This is a genomic window from Arthrobacter sp. PTI12, from assembly GCF_056679915.1.
Genome location: NZ_CM155256.1, coordinates 2,846,140 through 2,862,705, shown reverse-complemented (window position 1 = coordinate 2,862,705; position 16,566 = coordinate 2,846,140). Strand labels below are relative to the sequence as shown.

Annotated in this window: 12 protein-coding genes; 7 read left to right on the top strand and 5 right to left on the bottom strand. The window is 66.4% G+C overall.

Annotated features, from left to right (window positions below):
• Together AC1MBU_RS13605 and AC1MBU_RS13600 are read right to left on the bottom strand one after the other, a co-directional pair.
• Positions 1-2,736, bottom strand: coding sequence for an FtsX-like permease family protein (locus AC1MBU_RS13605; RefSeq protein WP_479787533.1), 2,736 nt, complete (start codon positions 2,734-2,736; stop codon positions 1-3).
• Positions 2,733-5,951 (bottom strand): FtsX-like permease family protein, encoded by a 3,219-nt coding sequence (locus AC1MBU_RS13600; protein ID WP_479787529.1) that lies wholly within the window; start codon positions 5,949-5,951, stop codon positions 2,733-2,735. The genes AC1MBU_RS13605 and AC1MBU_RS13600 overlap by 4 nt, the downstream gene beginning before the upstream one ends.
• A gap of 319 nt (positions 5,952-6,270) precedes the next feature.
• Here AC1MBU_RS13600 and rplM point away from each other — a divergent pair, with 319 nt between their 5' ends.
• The 4 genes from rplM to AC1MBU_RS13580 all read left to right on the top strand — a co-directional run bounded on the left by rplM (position 6,271) and on the right by AC1MBU_RS13580 (position 10,087).
• The gene (gene rplM, locus AC1MBU_RS13595; protein ID WP_056544112.1) at positions 6,271-6,714 is read left to right on the top strand and encodes a 50S ribosomal protein L13; all 444 of its coding nucleotides are present in this window, start codon (positions 6,271-6,273) and stop codon (positions 6,712-6,714) included.
• 39 nt (positions 6,715-6,753) lie between these two features.
• On the top strand, positions 6,754-7,251 hold the full coding sequence (gene rpsI, locus AC1MBU_RS13590) for a 30S ribosomal protein S9 (RefSeq protein WP_056544114.1): 498 nt from the start codon (positions 6,754-6,756) through the stop codon (positions 7,249-7,251).
• A 200-nt stretch (positions 7,252-7,451) separates the two neighbouring features.
• The gene (gene glmM, locus AC1MBU_RS13585) at positions 7,452-8,804 is read left to right on the top strand and encodes a phosphoglucosamine mutase (RefSeq protein ID WP_479787528.1); all 1,353 of its coding nucleotides are present in this window, start codon (positions 7,452-7,454) and stop codon (positions 8,802-8,804) included.
• 77 nt (positions 8,805-8,881) lie between these two features.
• Entirely contained in the window at positions 8,882-10,087 is a 1,206-nt protein-coding gene (locus AC1MBU_RS13580) for a Fic family protein (RefSeq protein ID WP_471671990.1), read from the top strand.
• Positions 10,088-10,100: 13 nt separating this feature from the next.
• Here the strand turns inward: AC1MBU_RS13580 and mscL are convergent, their stop codons facing one another.
• From mscL to coaA, 3 genes are all read right to left on the bottom strand, one after another.
• Positions 10,101-10,496, bottom strand: a complete 396-nt coding sequence (mscL, locus tag AC1MBU_RS13575; RefSeq protein ID WP_277359690.1) for a large conductance mechanosensitive channel protein MscL — start codon at positions 10,494-10,496, stop codon at positions 10,101-10,103.
• A gap of 87 nt (positions 10,497-10,583) precedes the next feature.
• Complete coding sequence (locus AC1MBU_RS13570; RefSeq protein WP_277359689.1) at positions 10,584-11,360, bottom strand: M15 family metallopeptidase; 777 nt, start codon at positions 11,358-11,360, stop codon at positions 10,584-10,586.
• Between the two features lie 161 nt (positions 11,361-11,521).
• A complete protein-coding gene (gene coaA, locus AC1MBU_RS13565) occupies positions 11,522-12,532 on the bottom strand; it encodes a type I pantothenate kinase (RefSeq protein WP_404800763.1) in 1,011 nt (336 codons plus the stop codon).
• A gap of 92 nt (positions 12,533-12,624) precedes the next feature.
• On the opposite strand from coaA, the gene glmS reads away from it, so the two are divergent.
• From glmS to AC1MBU_RS13550, 3 genes are read left to right on the top strand one after another with little or no spacing between them, the layout of a single operon-like run.
• Positions 12,625-14,571, top strand: coding sequence for a glutamine--fructose-6-phosphate transaminase (isomerizing) (gene glmS, locus AC1MBU_RS13560; protein ID WP_471671988.1), 1,947 nt, complete (start codon positions 12,625-12,627; stop codon positions 14,569-14,571).
• A gap of 6 nt (positions 14,572-14,577) precedes the next feature.
• Positions 14,578-14,949 carry a holo-ACP synthase gene (locus AC1MBU_RS13555; protein ID WP_277359686.1) on the top strand — a complete coding sequence of 124 codons (372 nt, stop codon included), beginning with the start codon at positions 14,578-14,580 and terminating at the stop codon, positions 14,947-14,949.
• 10 nt (positions 14,950-14,959) lie between these two features.
• A complete protein-coding gene (locus AC1MBU_RS13550; RefSeq protein ID WP_479787525.1) occupies positions 14,960-16,495 on the top strand; it encodes an NAD(P)H-hydrate epimerase in 1,536 nt (511 codons plus the stop codon).
• The last annotated feature ends 71 nt before the right edge of the window (positions 16,496-16,566 follow it).

Genomic DNA, 16,566 nt, shown 5'->3' with positions numbered 1-16,566 from the left:
TCAGGTATCCGTCATTCGAAGAACCGCAGCCAACCGCTGCCGCCGACCAGCCGCCACAGCACCCGCCACCGAGACAAGCACCACCACCAGGAACCCGACCAGCAGCCCCAGCAACAGCAGGGGATTCAGCGCCAGCGCCGGCTCGGCAGCACCGCGGGTGAACGCTGACAGGTCGATCGCTTCGAGGATGACCAGCGGCAGCACCAGCCCGAGTGCGGTTCCCGCCAGCACTGCAGCCCCGGTGATCGGCCCGAGCTCCCACAGCATCAGTGCACCATCGCGCCGCGACGAGAACCCCAGCGTACGCAGCAGTGCGATCAACCGGTTGCGGGCAGGCGCATTCACCACAGATGTCATGACAATCGTCAACGAACACAGCACAGCCATCGCGCCGATCACCGCCCACAGCCCAAGCTGCAGCCCCCGCCCGGACGCCGATTCGAGCGTCTGTTCAACCTGCTGCTCCGGTGTCTGCTGCAGGACCGGCCCACCAGCGATGTCGGCGACAGCGTCCATCACCGGCCCGTAAGCGGCGTCGCTATCCAGGTCCGTCAGAAGCACGGACGGTTCGAAGGTCCGCTCCTCCACAGAGCCGATCGCCTGCTCACCCACCAGCATCCAGGCCGACGACGCAGAGAACACCACGTCCTCCGGACCGATGCCCACCACCTCGGCGTCCACGGAACTCCCGCGGTAGCGCAGCTCAATAGCCGTACCTTCCTCAAGCTCCAGCGCAGGCGACGCCACCACAGGTAGCGCGCCATCCGCCGCATTGCCCTCCAAGGCGTTCAGCAGCGCAGGAGGGAACGCACCCGCAAGGTCTTCCTGCACGCCCAGCACTGTCCCCGGATCAGCGGCGAGCAGGTTCACGTCCTTGGTCTGCCGGCCGCCCGTTTCAGCGCGCAGCGTTCCCAGGTCCGTCACCGCGGCCACCGACGCAACCCCCTCAGCCGACCGGATCTCATCCACCTGCTCCACCGAGAACGGCGGTCCCTGGACGCGGAGGTCAGCGCCGACGTCGGCCTGTGCCGCATCGGTGACGCCCTCACGGAATGTTGACAGCAGCACACCGGAAGAGAGCACGACGGCGAGCCCTACGATCAGCGCCAGCACCGGTACCAGCCCGGCGCCGGGGGAGCGCACGGCACGCGACGCACCCAGGAACCCGACCAGCCCCGGACCGCGCCGCCGAACCCGCGCGAACCACTCAAGCGGCACCGGATACAGGCGCAGCACCAGCACGCACACGGCCAGCGCAATGAGCAGCGGCGTCGCCGACAGCAGCGGATCCACCTCGCCGTACTCCAGCGCCCCCTGCGCCAGCCCCCGCTGCGTCAGCAGAAACGTGGCCATTCCAGCCAGCACGACGACGGCGGCTTCCGCACTCACGCGCCACCGGTTCCGTGCCGAGGAGCCAAGATCCTGCCGAGCCGCCGCTTCCGGACGATGCTGAACCGCCATCAGCACAGCAGGCACGAAAGCCGCCAGCACCGGCCACAGCAGGTGCGCCGGCGAGAACGGAACGGGCACCAGCAGGAAAGCGGCCAGCGCACCGAGCCCGGCCGCCGGGATACCGAGCAGCAATCCGTCGAGCGCAAGGGCGCCGCGCAGCTGCCAACCGCCGGCCCCACGCGCCGACGCCAGAGCCAGCGCGCCCCGCCGTCGTTCGAGGAGAAGCCGTACCGCGAGGGCGGCGGTCGCCAGGCACACGCCAAGCGGTCCGGAAGCCAGCAGCGCGAGGATCTGGTTGGTCGACGCGGCACGCTGCGTGGCTTCGGCCATCGCATCCGGTGTCTCGGACGCAAAGATCACCGTGGGCGCGGTGGGGAAGGTAGCTGGCACGGTGTGCGGGGTTCCGAGGAACTCACGCAGCTGCGCGGCGGTCTGCGGAGCGGTGCTTGCGGTCAAGGACTCGGTGGACACCGGGTACCAGTAGGACGTCTGCACATGGTCAGCCGCCCGCGAGAGGAAGGGGAACGCCATGGGAGAGACGAAGGCCGTTGCATTCACGGCGGTGCCGGTGTCCGGGTTGAAGTCCTCGGCCGCTGAGAGCAGCGTGTTGTTCAGGCTCCAGTACGGGGAATCGGCGTCCTTCGGCGCGTAGATGCCGCTGAGGACAATCGGCTGAGACCGCACCGCGTTGCTCTCATCGCCGGGTTGCCCCGGCAGGAAGACGGCGACGTTTCGCTCCTCGTCGACCGGCCACTCCGCAGACGCGGCGGAGTCCCGCGAGAGGATAATCTCCACCGGTTCCTCGCCGTACTGATCCGGAGGCGGCCCGGGCAGCGCGCCCTCCACCAGTTCGATGTGTTTCAGCGCCTGCACATCAACGGCGTAGTTGAGCACCAGTTCGCGGATGCCCTCCGGCAGCGGCCCGATGCTGGAGTTGACACCGGTAGCGAGCCAGCGGCCTTCGCCGAGGACGGACCCAAGCGGCTCGGCCAGGTCTTCGCGAATCGTGGCGAGTGCGTCCTCGGTGCGGCCGTCGCTGTCCGTCTCATCAAAGGCGCGGTCGAAGTCCTCAAGCGGCGGGAATGACGTGCTGAACGCGCGGACCGCCTGCTGGGATCCGGCGAGTTCGGACACCGACTCCTGCAGGTCCGCCGTATACATGGAGTCCACCGCCCGCGGCCACGCGCACAGCAACGCCGAGACCACCAGCACAATCGACGCCACCAGCACCGAGGGCCACCGGGAATGCCGGAACTCGCGGCGCAACAGCCGATACAGACTCACGGCGCATCCACCGTCAACGCCGGAGTGAGCGCCTGCCGCTTCACGCGCTCGCCGTAGAACCAGGCCGCGAGCACCAGGATCAGCACCTGCACCACGAGGACGCCCAGCAACGGCACGACGGCGATCGACAGCGGCGCCCGCAGTGCCTCCGACGCGTTCACCACCACCGCCTGCGCCAGCAGCGACACGGTCAGCGCCGCCACTCCCAGCCCGGTGAGCAGACCCAGTACGACGGCGGCAACCCCGACACTGAGCACCTCCCATCGGCGCCCGCGCACCTGGTCCCGCGCCTGCATGCCGAGCGCCCGCAGGATGGCCACCTCCGACCGGCGCGACTGCACGAGGGTCACGATGCTGGCCGTCAGCGCTGCGCCGCCGACGAGCAACGCTCCGATCGCGCCGATCCAAAGCGACGTGGTTGCCGGTGCCAGGAAGCGTCCGATGAGTGAGTTGTCCGCGGTGGAGACCGTTGCGCCCGGTCCGGCCAAGCCGGTGGCAGAGGCGGCGGTGGCGTTCCGGTCAGTGGACGCGAGCCAAACCTCGCCCGGCCGCGGAGGAACGGGTGAACTGGCGAGCGAGGCATAACTATAGGCCTGCAGGTCCACCAGGACGGCTGTGCTCTCCGTGGTTCCGGGAAGGACCGGGGCAGCAGCGGCAACAACGCCCTCGATCTCAACGCCGCCGGGACGCAGCGACACCGGATCGCCCACCGCGAGGTCGAGGTTCGCGAGGAGTTCAGCGGTGAGGGCCACGGGGAGGGGAGGCGTTTCCTGGGCTCCGACCATGAGCCGTGCCTGCGCGGTGCCGGCCGTTGAGCTATCCTCCGGGAAACGCACTCCGATGCCCGTCTCGAGCGGCTGCACGCCAGACTGCGCGGCCCCAAATGCGCCGGACGCCAGCCGCAGGTCGGAATCCTCGGTGAACCGGCCCTGCCCGGTGCCGATGCCGCCGTCGCTGGACACGCTCGTGATCTCGAGCTCGTAGCCGCGCAGGGACTCGGACGGTTCCAGCGCGATGTCGACCGCAGTGATCGCTGCCGGACGCAGGTCTTCGGGCAGCGTAAAGGACAGGGAGTGCGCCTGGTCGCCGGAGCCGGACAAAGCGAGCGTGCCGGCCGGCACGGGCACCAGGAGACCGGCCTCCGAGCGGATCCAGGCTGTGACGGAGGCGGAGCGGGCGGCAGCGCCGTCGTCGTCGGGTGTTTCCGAGGTGCCGCGCGAGGTGAACTGCATGCGGATCTGGGTGGCGGACGGCGTCAGCGCCAGCGCCGGTTCGGGGACGGGAGGTTCGTAGGCCAGGGCGCTCGCCAGCTCCCCGACGTCGACCAGGTCAGCGCCGTCGCCCAGGAGCCCGGGCAGCGATCCGGCATCGACCGCGAGCAGGGGAGCGGTGATCGAGGCCAGCCGCGCTTCGCCCCGGTACGCGAGGGAGGCCGCGGTGACCGCCTCACCGTCGGCGTAGGTATTCAGGAGCGGAGTGTCGCCAGCGGACCGGATGACCAGCGGACCGGGCACCGCGACACGCACGTCCGAACCATTGCCCAGCTGGGATGCCGCTTCCTGGGACCGGCTGGTGGTCTGCGCATACGCGGCAGTGAACGTGGCGGTGCCCACCGTGACGGTGACCAGCGCGATCGGAATCACGTAGGACGCGATCCGTCGGGACACCTGCCGCGCCGCCAATTGCACACCGAGAGTGGGCCGCGAGGACGTCCGGCGCTCCACCCGGCGCGCCAGCCACGCGGTGATGACCAGGGCCAGCGCGGTCCCGGACAGGAGCAGCAGGGCAGGGGCGGGCGCGGCGAGCGGGTTGACCCTCAGGGCGCCGCTGCCGGACTCCACCACCGGCGACCGGTACAGCAGGAACTGCCAGAGCGAGAGCGCGGTCGCAGCAACGAGCAGCGCCAGCACGCCGAAGGAGGCCACCCGTGCCGTACGCGCTGCATCTCCGCCCGGACTGTGCTCACGCAGAGCGTCGAGCACCGCAACCGCGACGAACACCAGCGCCGTGATCCCCGCGCACAACACCGGCACGCTCCAGCTGGCCGAGGCGAACTCACCCATCCCCTCGACATACTCTGTCTCACTGCCGGTGGAAAGCAACGGACCCAGCACGACGGCGGCAACCCACCCGAGCAGGCAACCCGCGACGGCCAGCGGCACCACTTCGAAAGCGGCGACAGCGGCGCGCTGGCCTGTCGTTGAGCCGCGGGCACTGATCAACTTGTCCTCCACAGCACGCGTATCGGCCAGGAGCCGCGCGAACTGCACCACCGTCACCGCACTCAGCGCCACCAGCAAGAGCAGGGCAATGGGAAGGACAGCCCGGACCGACTGCGTTGCATCCGCCGCGGAAGCCAGCAGGCCGGCGAGCTCACCGGACGGGATCACGCCGCCGTCGTTGATTGCTGGATCGCCGCTCAGCCGCTGCGGCAGCTGACGCAGCCCCTCAGCCAGCCGGGACAGCTCCGCCGCTGAGACCGAGTCCGCATCCACCGTGAACACCCACTGGACTTTCGGCTCACCACTCAGCTCCGGAATGGCTTCCGGAGGAACGACGACGGCGGTCGGCACCGATTCCGCGCCCTGGACGGGCACCGGGTCGAGGAAGGCGGCGTCCGGGCCCACGGGATTCAGGGTTGCCACCAGCTCGAGCCGGACCGTTCCCTCAGCACCCTCCACGGCGAACGTGTCACCCACGGCGAGGCCGAGGGATTCCGCGGTCGAAGTCTCCAGGGCAGCGGGAATGGGGCCGGTTCTGTTGAGTTCACTAGCGGCACCCGAGGTGAGTGGTGCGAGCGAGCCGGCTGCCGGCGTCGTCGTCGGTGTCCAGCCGACCGGCAGGAAGGTGAGGTCAGCCGGGAGGTTGGTGGCGCTGCCGCCGGAGGGCACCAGCGGGCGGGGCGGTGAATACGGTGCGGTGGAGATGGCGAGGCCGTTGGGAAGTCCCAGTTCGGCGAAAGCGGCTTCGGCGGCTGCCTGCTGCGCAGCGGCGTCGTCAGCGATGGTGGTGTGGATGCGGAAGAAGCCCTGCGCGCCGGAGGCTGAGGCCCCGGAAGCTGAGGCGAGGGAGCGCAGTGCCTCCGTTGCGGCCAACTGGGTGAAGCCGCTGATGCCGGCGAGGACCGCCGTCAGCATTGCGAGGGTCAGCGCAATAATGGCCAGAAGGCTGCGGCGGGCGGCAGAACGGCGCGACGCAAGTTGGACCAGCCGCACTCTTCGCCCTACCCCCTAGATGAACCTCCTGCCATCCTATGCTGATGGGTATGGCTGACGTGTTTTGACCCGGGGGTCACGTCCGCGCTAACCTTGAGAGTCGTTGTGCGTATCCCATCTCGATATGTCCATGCCCGCGTGCGGCTCAGTTGCAGAGCTACCTGGTCCGCGGATATGGCCGAGAACCCAGGGATCACCGGTGTAGCTTTCAGTCCTCACCTGAAGTTCCGGTAACGCATGCATCAGCTGCGTTGGCATCTGGAGGTCATTCTCCACGTATGCCGGCGTCACCGTAGAACAAGAAACGAAGGCAAAAACCGTGCGTACGTACACCCCGAAGCCCGGCGACATCAACCGCCAGTGGCACGTCATTGACGCCACCGACGTTGTCCTAGGCCGTCTTGCCAGCCAGACCGCAACACTGCTGCGCGGAAAGCACAAGCCGACCTTTGCCCCCCATATGGATATGGGCGACTTCGTCATTATCATCAACGCTGAGAAGGTTGCCCTCACCGGCGCCAAGCTCGAACAGAAGCGTGCCTACCGCCACTCCGGTTTCCCGGGTGGCCTGAAGTCCGTCAACTACGCAGAGCTGCTGGAGAAGAACCCGGTACGCGCTGTGGAGAAGGCCATCAAGGGCATGCTGCCCAAGACCTCCCTCGCTGCCCAGCAGATCGGCAAGCTGAAGGTTTACCGCGGTGCAGAGCACCCGCACGCGGCCCAGCAGCCCCAGACTTTCGAAATCACCCAGGTCGCTCAGTAGTCCTGGCCACCACAGACTAAGAATCACTCAAGGAGAACCGTGGCTCAGAACACTGAAGAGCTGAATGAACCAACCGAGGAGCTCACCAGCTACACCTCGGAATCGTCGGCCGTCTCGGACGCGCCCGTCAAAGAGCGCCCCGCGCTGACCGTAGGCGGCGCCGCTGTGGGCCGTCGCAAGGAAGCTGTTGCACGCGTCCGCGTCACACCGGGAAGCGGCAAGTGGATTGTCAACGGCCGCGAGCTGTCTGACTACTTCCCCAACAAGCTGCACCAGCAGGAAGTCAACGATCCGTTCAAGCTCCTCGAGCTCGACGGCGCGTATGACGTCATTGCACGCATCCACGGCGGTGGCCCTTCCGGCCAGGCCGGTGCACTGCGCCTCGGTGTTGCCCGCGCGCTCAACGAGATTGACCGCGAGAACAACCGCCCCGCCCTCAAGAAGGCAGGCTTCCTGACTCGTGACGCCCGCGTCATCGAGCGCAAGAAGGCCGGTCTCAAGAAGGCACGCAAGGCGCCTCAGTACTCCAAGAGGTAAAAATCGCCTACCCCAGGAATACCGCTGGCGCGTTATTCCTGGGTCCCCTCGGCGATTTTTCGCTCTTGGCTCCACAAGCGCTGATTTCACCAGCTTCACCCGTTACGCCCGCTCGGCTGCTGCCGGGCGGGCGTAACGCTTTAACAGCGTTCTTCGACGCTTCCCGGGTGCGGGACTTTTCTCCCTTAGGATGAACCACGATGACTAGATTATTTGGGACCGATGGCGTCCGCGGTCTGGCGAACGGCCTCCTCACCGCAGAACTCGCTTTGCAGCTTGCCCAGGCAGCGGCCGTGGTGCTGGGGCATCGGCAATCCGATGGCAGGCGCCCCACCGCCGTCATCGCGCGGGATCCGCGTACCAGTGGCGATTTCATTGCCGCTGCCGTGGAAGCCGGCCTGGCGAGTGCCGGCGTCGACGTTTTTGACGCGGGCGTCCTTCCCACACCGGCTGCGGCTTTCCTCGTTGCTGACCTGAACGCTGACTTCGGGGTCATGATCTCCGCCTCCCATAACCCGGCGCCGGACAACGGCATCAAGTTCCTGGCGCGCGGCGGCAAAAAGCTCGACGACGCCCTCGAAGATGCGATCGAATCCGAACTCCTCGCACCCCGGCACCGCCCCGTTGGGCCGGACGTCGGCCGCATCCAGCGCTTCGCCGATGCTGAGGACCGCTACGTTGTTCATCTGCTTCAGTCACTACCGCACCGGCTCGACGGCCTCAAAGTGGTGCTGGATTGCGCCAACGGCGCGGCCAGTGGCTGCTCACCCCAGGTGTTTTCCGACGCCGGCGCGGACATCGTGGTTATCGGCGCTGACCCGGACGGTAACAACATCAACGACGGCTGCGGTTCCACCCACCTCGAAATGCTGCAGGCCGCGGTGCTGGAACACGGCGCAGACCTCGGTATTGCGCACGACGGCGACGCCGACCGCTGCCTCGCCGTGGACCACGAGGGCACCGTGGTGGACGGCGACCAGATCATGGCGATCATGGCAGTTGCCCTCAACTCGGCCGGGCGCCTGAAAGACGGCACACTGGTGGCCACCGTGATGAGCAACCTCGGCCTGAAGCTCGCTCTGCGGGAAGCCGGAATCACCTTGCGTGAGACTGCGGTGGGGGACCGCTATGTTCTTGAAGGCATGCGCGACGGCGGCTTCAGCCTCGGCGGCGAACAGTCCGGACACGTCATCTTCGCTGACTACGCAACCACTGGCGACGGCGTTCTGACCGGCCTGCAGTTGGCGGCGCAGGTCGCGTTGACCGGCCGCAGCCTCAAGGAACTGTCGACCGTCATGACCAAGCTTCCCCAGGTGCTGATCAACGTCAAGGGCGTGGACAAGTCGAGTGTGAACAGCGACGACGAGGTGCAGCGTGCGGTCCGCGACGCCCAAGAATCCCTCGGGGAAACCGGCCGCGTACTGCTGCGCCCCTCCGGCACCGAGCCGGTTGTCCGCGTGATGGTTGAGGCCGCCGACATGGTTACGGCCGAGCGCACTGCCGAGACCCTCGCCGGGATTGTGCAACATCAGTTGGCGCTCGAACCCGTTTAGGCCTCCCTGCTCCGTCTAAACATGGATAGCGGACTGACTATTCATGTTTAGTGGGTGAAACATGAACAACATGAAGCATGTTCTGGGTTCTGCGGCGAGCCGGTAACCGGATGTGGCCAGCGCATAATTACGAGAAGCGGCCGTGGAGGTCTTCCGGGAGACCGCCGCGGGAGGATCGGCTCTTCGCGGAGGTGGTGGTATCCCTGCCGCCACTGATCGCCGCTCAGGATTACTACCCGGAAAAGGACACACTGGTCGCGCTGGAGGAGGCCGCCGTTGCTGTCGCTTCCCTGGACGCTACTTCCGGCGCACGCATGGCGGCGATCAGCGGTTTTCTCCTCAGGAGCGAGTCTGTCTCTTCCTCGAAGATTGAACATGTGGAAGCGCCACGGGATGACTACGCGCGGGCAGCAATCGGGATTAAAGCCAGCGCGAACGCCCGTTCAATGGTCGCTGCCACAGACGCCATCCAAGCCATGATCGACGGAGCCGGCTCCACGGGCACGATCTCGGTGGATCAGATATTGAAGGCGCACCACCTGCTCAGGAAGGACGATCCGGTCGACTTCACGTACGCCGGCCGCTTTCGCGATGTCCAGAACTGGATCGGCGGTTCTGACTACTCTCCGCGCAACGCCATTCATGTTCCCCCTCCGCCGGAACTCGTCGACGACCTCATGGCCGACCTGATTGTATTCAGCAACAGGGTCGACCTGCCGGTCATAGCCCAGGCAGCCATTGCACACGCGCATTTCGAGTCCGTGCACCCATTCACCGACGGCAACGGCAGGATCGGGCGTGCCCTCATCGGCGCTGTCTGCCGCCGCCGTCGGCTGACCACCGGGACCGTTACCCCCATCGCTTCCGCCATGGTCGCCGACGTTCAGCAGTACTTCGATCTGGTCAATGCCTACAGAACCGGCAATGTCGACCCGTTCGTGAAGTACCTGGCGGTCTCGGCGGTAAGGGCGACTGACGCAGCCCGCGCATCGATTGCCGAGCTGGAAGAGCTACCCGGTATCTGGGAGGAAGCCGCAAAGCCTCGGCGCGGTTCAGCTGATGAGAAAATCATCGCTGCCCTGCTGGAGCACCCGGTCCTCGAAGCGCACACTGCTGCCCACATCGCAGGTGTCACCCTGAACGCCGTCTATGCCAGCTTGGATCGGCTGACAGAAGCCGGAGTAATCGCCCCCATTACCCGAAGCAAGCGGGACCGAGCCTGGGCGGCGACCGAGGTGCTCGACGAGGTTGATCGGCTGAACGCGCGCTTGGCAGGCAAGTAAGGTACGGCAGTAGCTAGACGGAACGCTGTTTGAGGCTGTCGCGGATCTCGGTCAGGAGCGCAACCTGCGGGTCAACCTCTTCGACCTTCTCCTCCAGGTTCAGTTTGCGGTCGCGCCGCTCGATCAGCTTGTTCATCGGCATGACGATCACGAAGTAGACAGCAGCGGCGATCAGGAGGAAATTCACGACGGCGGTGAGGAACATCCCGAACAGGATCTCGTTGCCGTTGATGGTCACCTTCGCAAAATCGTCGAAGTTGGGTGCGCCGACCAGCGCTGAAATCAAGGGCATGAGGACGTTCTCGACGAGCGACTTCACCACCGCCCCGAACGCGGCACCGATAACCACGGCAACAGCCAGGTCAATGACGTTGCCCTTCATGATGAAGTTTTTGAATCCGTTGATCATGGGTTCAGCCTACGGGAAGATTTGCGCAGATCAGGTGAGCCCGACGGGCGTGCAAGTCGCGCGAGCTGCGCAAAAGTTCGGGGTACATCAGTAGCCGGGCGCCGGTGGCAGGTTGAAGTACTCCTCGAGGGTTGCCACGCCGTCCTTCCGCATGGCCTGCGCCAGCTCAACGCCAACGTACCGGTAATGCCAGGCCTCGCCGGAGAACCCGGTGATGCCCTCCGCCCCCAACGGATACCTCAGGATGAACCCGAACCGGTGCGCGTTGGCTGCCATCCACTGACCTGCGGCAGTGTCGGCGAAGCAGGAGGAGAGGGTGCACGCGCCGTCGTCCTGTCCCACATCGAAGGCGAGCCCCGTCTGGTGTTCGGAGAACCCGGCGCGCGCCGAGATGCGGTCAGCTGCTGCCGTGTCACCGCCGTACTGCGCCACCCAGTGTTCATAGGTCGAGACCTGGTCCTGGAAGGACCGGTACCCGCTGACCAGGGTGAGGCTCACGCCGTCGCTCGCTGCAGTTGCAAACATCTCCTCCACAGCGGCAGCGGTGTCACCACGCAGCAGGGCATTAGGCTCGGCCACGGCCAGCGGGACCGCGGGCAGTACCAGACCGGAAGGAAAGTAGTCGATCGGGTTGATCGGCCGTTGCTTGTTGACGACGACGCTCACCGAGGTTGGGTCGCCCAGCTCGGTTGGCTCTGGAGGCGGTGCAGCAACTGGAGGCGGCGGAGAGGGAGAAGCCGCAACACTCGGCGCGGCGGTGGGTTGCGCTGGTGGCGTCTCGGGGACCACCGACGGAGCAGAAGTTTCAACGGGAGCGGGTGCACGCTGTCCCGGGGCGGGAATGGTGCCGGGGGTCTGGGACACGGCCGGAGAAGGCGGAAGTGAAGAAGCGGGCGGAACCGATGACGCAGGCGCGGAGGCGGGTTTGTCCGCTGCAGGTGGCGGCGTACCGCAGGCTGACAGCGCGACGAGGAGCACCGCCGTCGTCATCCAGCTGGATGGGGTGCGGTGCCGCCGGGGTTTCGTCAGGTTTTTCGTAGCAGCATTCTTCGGATCGAGTGGTCGGCTTCCTTGGTGAGGACCAGGGTGGCGCGGCCGCGGGTGGGAAGGACATTGGCCTTCAGGTTCGGCTCGTTGATGCGGTGCCAGATGCCAAGCGCGGTCTCGCGGGCCTCCTCGTCGGTGAGTGAGGCGTACCTGTGGAAATACGACTCCGGGTTGGCGAAGGCGCCGCTGCGCAGCGACTGGAAACGCTGGACGTACCACTCCTCAATATAGGAGGTTTTCGCGTCCACATAGATAGAGAAATCGAAGAAATCGCTGAGCGCGAGGCCGGACCTGCCATCCGCCCTCATGCGCGCCGGCGCAAGGACATTCAGGCCCTCCACAATCAGCACGTCCGGCCTGCGCACCACCACTTCACGACCAGGCACGATGTTGTAGGTCAGGTGCGAATACCAGGGGGCGCGGACCTCCTCGGCGCCGCTCTTGACCTCACTGACGAAGCGCAGCAGACGACGGCGGTCGTAGGACTCCGGGAAACCTTTCCGCTGCATCAGACCGCGCCGTTCCAGTTCCTCATTGGGGTAGAGGAAGCCGTCCGTGGTGATCAGCTCAACGTTGGGGGTGCCGGGCCAGCGGCGGAGGAGCTCGCGCAGCACGCGGGCAGTGGTGGATTTGCCGACCGCCACCGAACCGGCAACGCCAATGACGAACGGCGTACGCGTGGTGGTCTCACCGAGGAAGGTATTGGTGGCGGCATGCAGTTCACCGGCGGCGGCTACATAGAGCGAGAGCAGCCGGGACAGTGGAAGGTAGACCTCGCGCACCTCGTCAAGGTTGAGGGCGTCTCCCAGGCCGCGCAGACGGAGGATGTCCTCGACGTTGAGCGGCGACTCGATCTCATTGGACAGCCGCGACCACGTCTGACGCTCGAGTTCAACGAACGGGGTGACACCGGCATCCACCGTCGCTGTGGGCCCGGTACCGGGAGATTGCTCACTCACCCTGTGAATTCTGCCCCCTGACCAGGACATTAACAAACGGATAGCGGCCTCTCCGGTGAGCTGCACCACGCCTGAACTTCGCGGCGCAAAGGAAGGAGTGCTCGGCAGGTACGCTTAAGCCCATGTGTGGAATCGTAGGATACGTAGGCCGGAACAACGGCGCATCACTGAACAGCGCGGTACTCGAGGACGTCGATTCAAACGGCAGTCACGGCGCCCTTGACGTTGTCATGGAGGGCCTGCGCCGGCTCGAATACCGCGGCTATGATTCCGCGGGCGTTGCAGTCCTGACGGAATCCGGCATCCAGTCGCGCAAGAAATCCGGCAAGCTGACCAACCTTATTGCCGAGCTTCAGGAAGCGCCCCTTCCTGATTCACTGACGGGAATCGGCCACACCCGCTGGGCCACCCACGGCGGCCCGACAGACCAGAACGCACACCCCCACCTGGCCGACGACGGCCGGCTGGCGATGATCCACAACGGCATCATCGAAAACTTCGCAGAACTCAAGGCCGAGCTTCTCGACGCCGGTGCCACCTTCATCTCCGACACCGACACCGAGGTTGCCGCCGTACTGCTGGGCAGCATCTACCGCCGCCTGGCGGACGCCGACGCCGGTTCAGGTTCCGGTTCCGGTTCCGAGGACACGCTGACCCGGGCAATGCAGGAAGCCAGCCAGCGCCTCGAAGGCGCCTTCACGCTGCTGGCCATCCACCAGGACGCCCCCGACGTCGTTGTGGCCTCTCGCCGCAACTCGCCGCTGGTTGTGGGCCTGGGCGAGGGCGAGAACTTCCTCGGCTCGGACGTCTCGGGCTTCATTGACTTCACCCGCCGCGCAGTGGAGCTGGGCCAGGACCAGGTGGTCACCATCACCCCGGACGCGGTTTCGATCACCGACTTCTTCGGCGCTCCCGCCGAGGGTAAGGAATTCCACGTCGACTGGGACGCCGCCGCAGCGGAAAAGGGCGGCTACGACTCCTTCATGGAGAAGGAAATCAATGACCAGCCCGACGCCGTTGGGCAGACGCTGCTGGGCCGCACCGACGCCAAGGGAAACCTGGTGCTGGACGAGCTCCGCATCGACGAGTCAATCCTGCGCTCGGTGGACAAAATTGTTGTCCTTGCCTGCGGAACCTCCGCCTACGCCGGCTCGGTGGCCAAGTACGCCATTGAACACTGGTGCCGTATCCCCACCGAGGTGGAGCTCTCCCACGAGTTCCGCTACCGGGACCCGATTGTCAACGAGAAGACCCTCGTGGTTGCCATCTCCCAGTCCGGCGAGACCATGGACACCCTCATGGCGGTCCGCTACGCCCGCGAACAGGGCGCCAAGGTGGTTGCCATCTGCAATACCAATGGGTCCACCATCCCGCGTGAATCGGACGCCGTGCTGTACACCCACGCGGGGCCGGAAATCGCTGTGGCATCCACCAAGGCCTTCCTGGCGCAGATCACCGCCGCCTACCTGCTCGGCCTCTACCTGGCCCAGCTGCGCGGCAACAAGTTCCGCGACGAGATCAACGCCGTCCTGAGCGATCTCAACGAGATGCCCGCCAAGATCCAGCAGGTGCTCGACAACGCGGATGCCGTCAAGAAGCTCGGCCGGGACATGGCAGATGCCAAGTCCGTGCTCTTCCTGGGCCGCCACGTCGGGTTCCCGGTGGCCATGGAGGGCGCGCTCAAGCTCAAGGAACTCGCTTACATCCACGCCGAGGGTTTCGCTGCCGGTGAGCTCAAGCACGGCCCCATCGCGCTGATCGAGGAGGGCCAGCCTGTCGTCGTCGTGCTGCCGTCCCCGCGCGGCCGCGACTCCCTGCACTCCAAGGTGGTCTCCAACATCCAGGAGATTCGCGCCCGCGGTGCGGTCACCATTGTGATTGCCGAGGAGGGCGACGAATCCGTGGCAGCGTTCTCCGAGCACGTCATCCACGTGCCGCAGACCTCCACGCTCCTGGCGCCCCTGCTCACCACGGTTCCGCTGCAGATCTTCGCCCTTGAACTGGCATCAGCCAAGGGTTATGACGTTGACCAGCCCCGTAACCTGGCCAAGTCCGTCACGGTCGAGTAGGCGCCGATGATCATTGGTATCGGCGTAGACGTTGTGGACGTAGCCCGGTTCGAGCGCCAGGTCGAGCGCACACCCGGGTTGCGCGAGCGATTGTTCGTTGCGGCGGAGCGCGGGCTCAACACCCGCTCGCTGGCCGCCCGCTTCGCCGCGAAGGAAGCGGTGGCCAAGGCGCTCGGAGCACCGGCGGGCATGAACTGGCAGGACTGCTGGATAGGCCTCGACGCCAACGGCAGCCCCACGGTCCAGGTTTCCGGGACGGTCCAGGCCGTTGCGGATGCACGCGGAGTGAACCGCTGGCACCTCTCACTCAGCCACGACGGCGGGGTAGCAACCGCCATGGTGGTTGCCGAGGGGGAATATCCGGGGGCCACCCGGTAGGATTCTAAGCATGCTTAGTGCTTATACCGGGAATCAGGTCCGGGCAGCGGAATCCCCGCTGCTCGAGGCCGGTCTCGGCGGTGAGCTGATGCAGCGTGCAGCGTACGGGCTCGCACAGGCCTGCGTTGGGGAGCTGCACACAACGGGCGGCACTTACGGACGCGCCGTCGTCGTACTGGTTGGCAGCGGCAACAACGGCGGAGACGCGCTCTACGCCGGCGCCCGCCTGCAGCGGCGCGGAGCGGGGACGACGGCGGTACTCACCTCGGATCGCGTGCATACCGATGCTCTGGCCGCCTTCCGCGCCGCGGGCGGGCGGGTTGAACGGCTCACCGGGAACCTCGACCGCATCGCTGAGCGCGTCACCGCGGCCGACCTCATTCTTGACGGCATTCTCGGCACTGGGGGAGTCGGCGGACTGCGCGGCGAGGCGGCCGAGCTGGTCACGAAGGTCAATGTTCGCAGAACCTCCGGCCGGGTTGTGGCGTGCGATGTTCCGAGCGGAGTCAACGCAGACACCGGCGCTGCCTCCGGCGAAGTATTGGCAGCCGATCTCACGGTGACCTTCGGCGGCCTGAAGTCCGGGTTGCTGGTTGGTGCCGGGGCGCGGCTGGCGGGACGCGTCACCACCATCGACATCGGCCTCGGCGACACGCTGGCCGAGCCCAGCCTCTACTCGCTGGAGCCGTCGGAATTCCACCTCCTTTATTCCCAGCCGCAACCGGCCGACCACAAGTACAGCCGTGGTGTTCTCGGCATCGCAGCCGGTTCGGGGATGTACCCGGGTGCGGCCGTCCTGGCCACGGGTGCTGCGCTGGCTACCGGCGTTGGAATGGTTCGCTTCCTCGGCCCGGACGCGGTGACCACCCTCATCAACACCGTCCATCCTGAGGTGGTGTGCTCGCAGGGGGCGGTCGCCGACTCCCATGTGCAGGCGTGGCTCGTGGGGCCGGGCGCTACTGAGGATCCCGGCCAGCGGCAGCGGGCGCGCGACGCGATCGCTTCGGGCCTTCCGACCGTGGTGGACGCCGGAGCCCTCCCGCTGTTGCCGGAGAGGGTCGGGTCGCAGGTTATCCTCACCCCGCACGCCGGGGAATTGGCGGCGCTGTTCGAACGGCGCGGCGATACGGTGGAACGCGACGTCATCGAGTCCGAGCCCGTCGCCTTCGCCCTCCGCGCCGCGGAAGAAACCGGCGCCACCGTCCTGCTGAAGGGCAACACCACGGTGGTGGCAGCACCGGACGGCACGGTCTTCAGCCAGACCAACGCCACGCCGTGGCTCGCCACAGCAGGCTCGGGCGATACCCTCGCTGGGATCCTTGGCGCGCTGGTTGCCACCAACACGAACCATGACGACGCCGGCGCATCGCTGGGGCTGCCGCCGTCGTCGCGCTGGGCAGCGCTTGCAGCAGCAGCTGCGATGCTGCATGGTTTGGCCGGTCAACGCGCTGCGAAGCGCGGGCCGATTGTGGTGAGTGAGCTGCCACGCCATGTCCGGCTGGTTATCCACGAGCTGTTGCGGGACCCGCCCCGCGCTGACCAATAACTTACGTTCACCAAAATGTCAGATCCCTGCGCTATGAAAAGATGCAGGAGACGGCCCGAGCACATCGGGTG

Bases quoted from the DNA above. Each gene is read 5' to 3' on its own strand.
- glmM (WP_479787528.1), top strand. From the start codon at position 7,452: ATGACTAGATTATTTGGGACCGATGGCGTCCGCGGTCTGGCGAACGGC.
- AC1MBU_RS13580 (WP_471671990.1), top strand. From the start codon at position 8,882: ATGTTCTGGGTTCTGCGGCGAGCCGGTAACCGGATGTGGCCAGCGCAT.
- mscL (WP_277359690.1), bottom strand. From the start codon at position 10,496: ATGATCAACGGATTCAAAAACTTCATCATGAAGGGCAACGTCATTGAC.
- coaA (WP_404800763.1), bottom strand. From the start codon at position 12,532: ATGTCCTGGTCAGGGGGCAGAATTCACAGGGTGAGTGAGCAATCTCCC.
- glmS (WP_471671988.1), top strand. From the start codon at position 12,625: ATGTGTGGAATCGTAGGATACGTAGGCCGGAACAACGGCGCATCACTG.
- AC1MBU_RS13555 (WP_277359686.1), top strand. From the start codon at position 14,578: ATGATCATTGGTATCGGCGTAGACGTTGTGGACGTAGCCCGGTTCGAG.
- AC1MBU_RS13550 (WP_479787525.1), top strand. From the start codon at position 14,960: ATGCTTAGTGCTTATACCGGGAATCAGGTCCGGGCAGCGGAATCCCCG.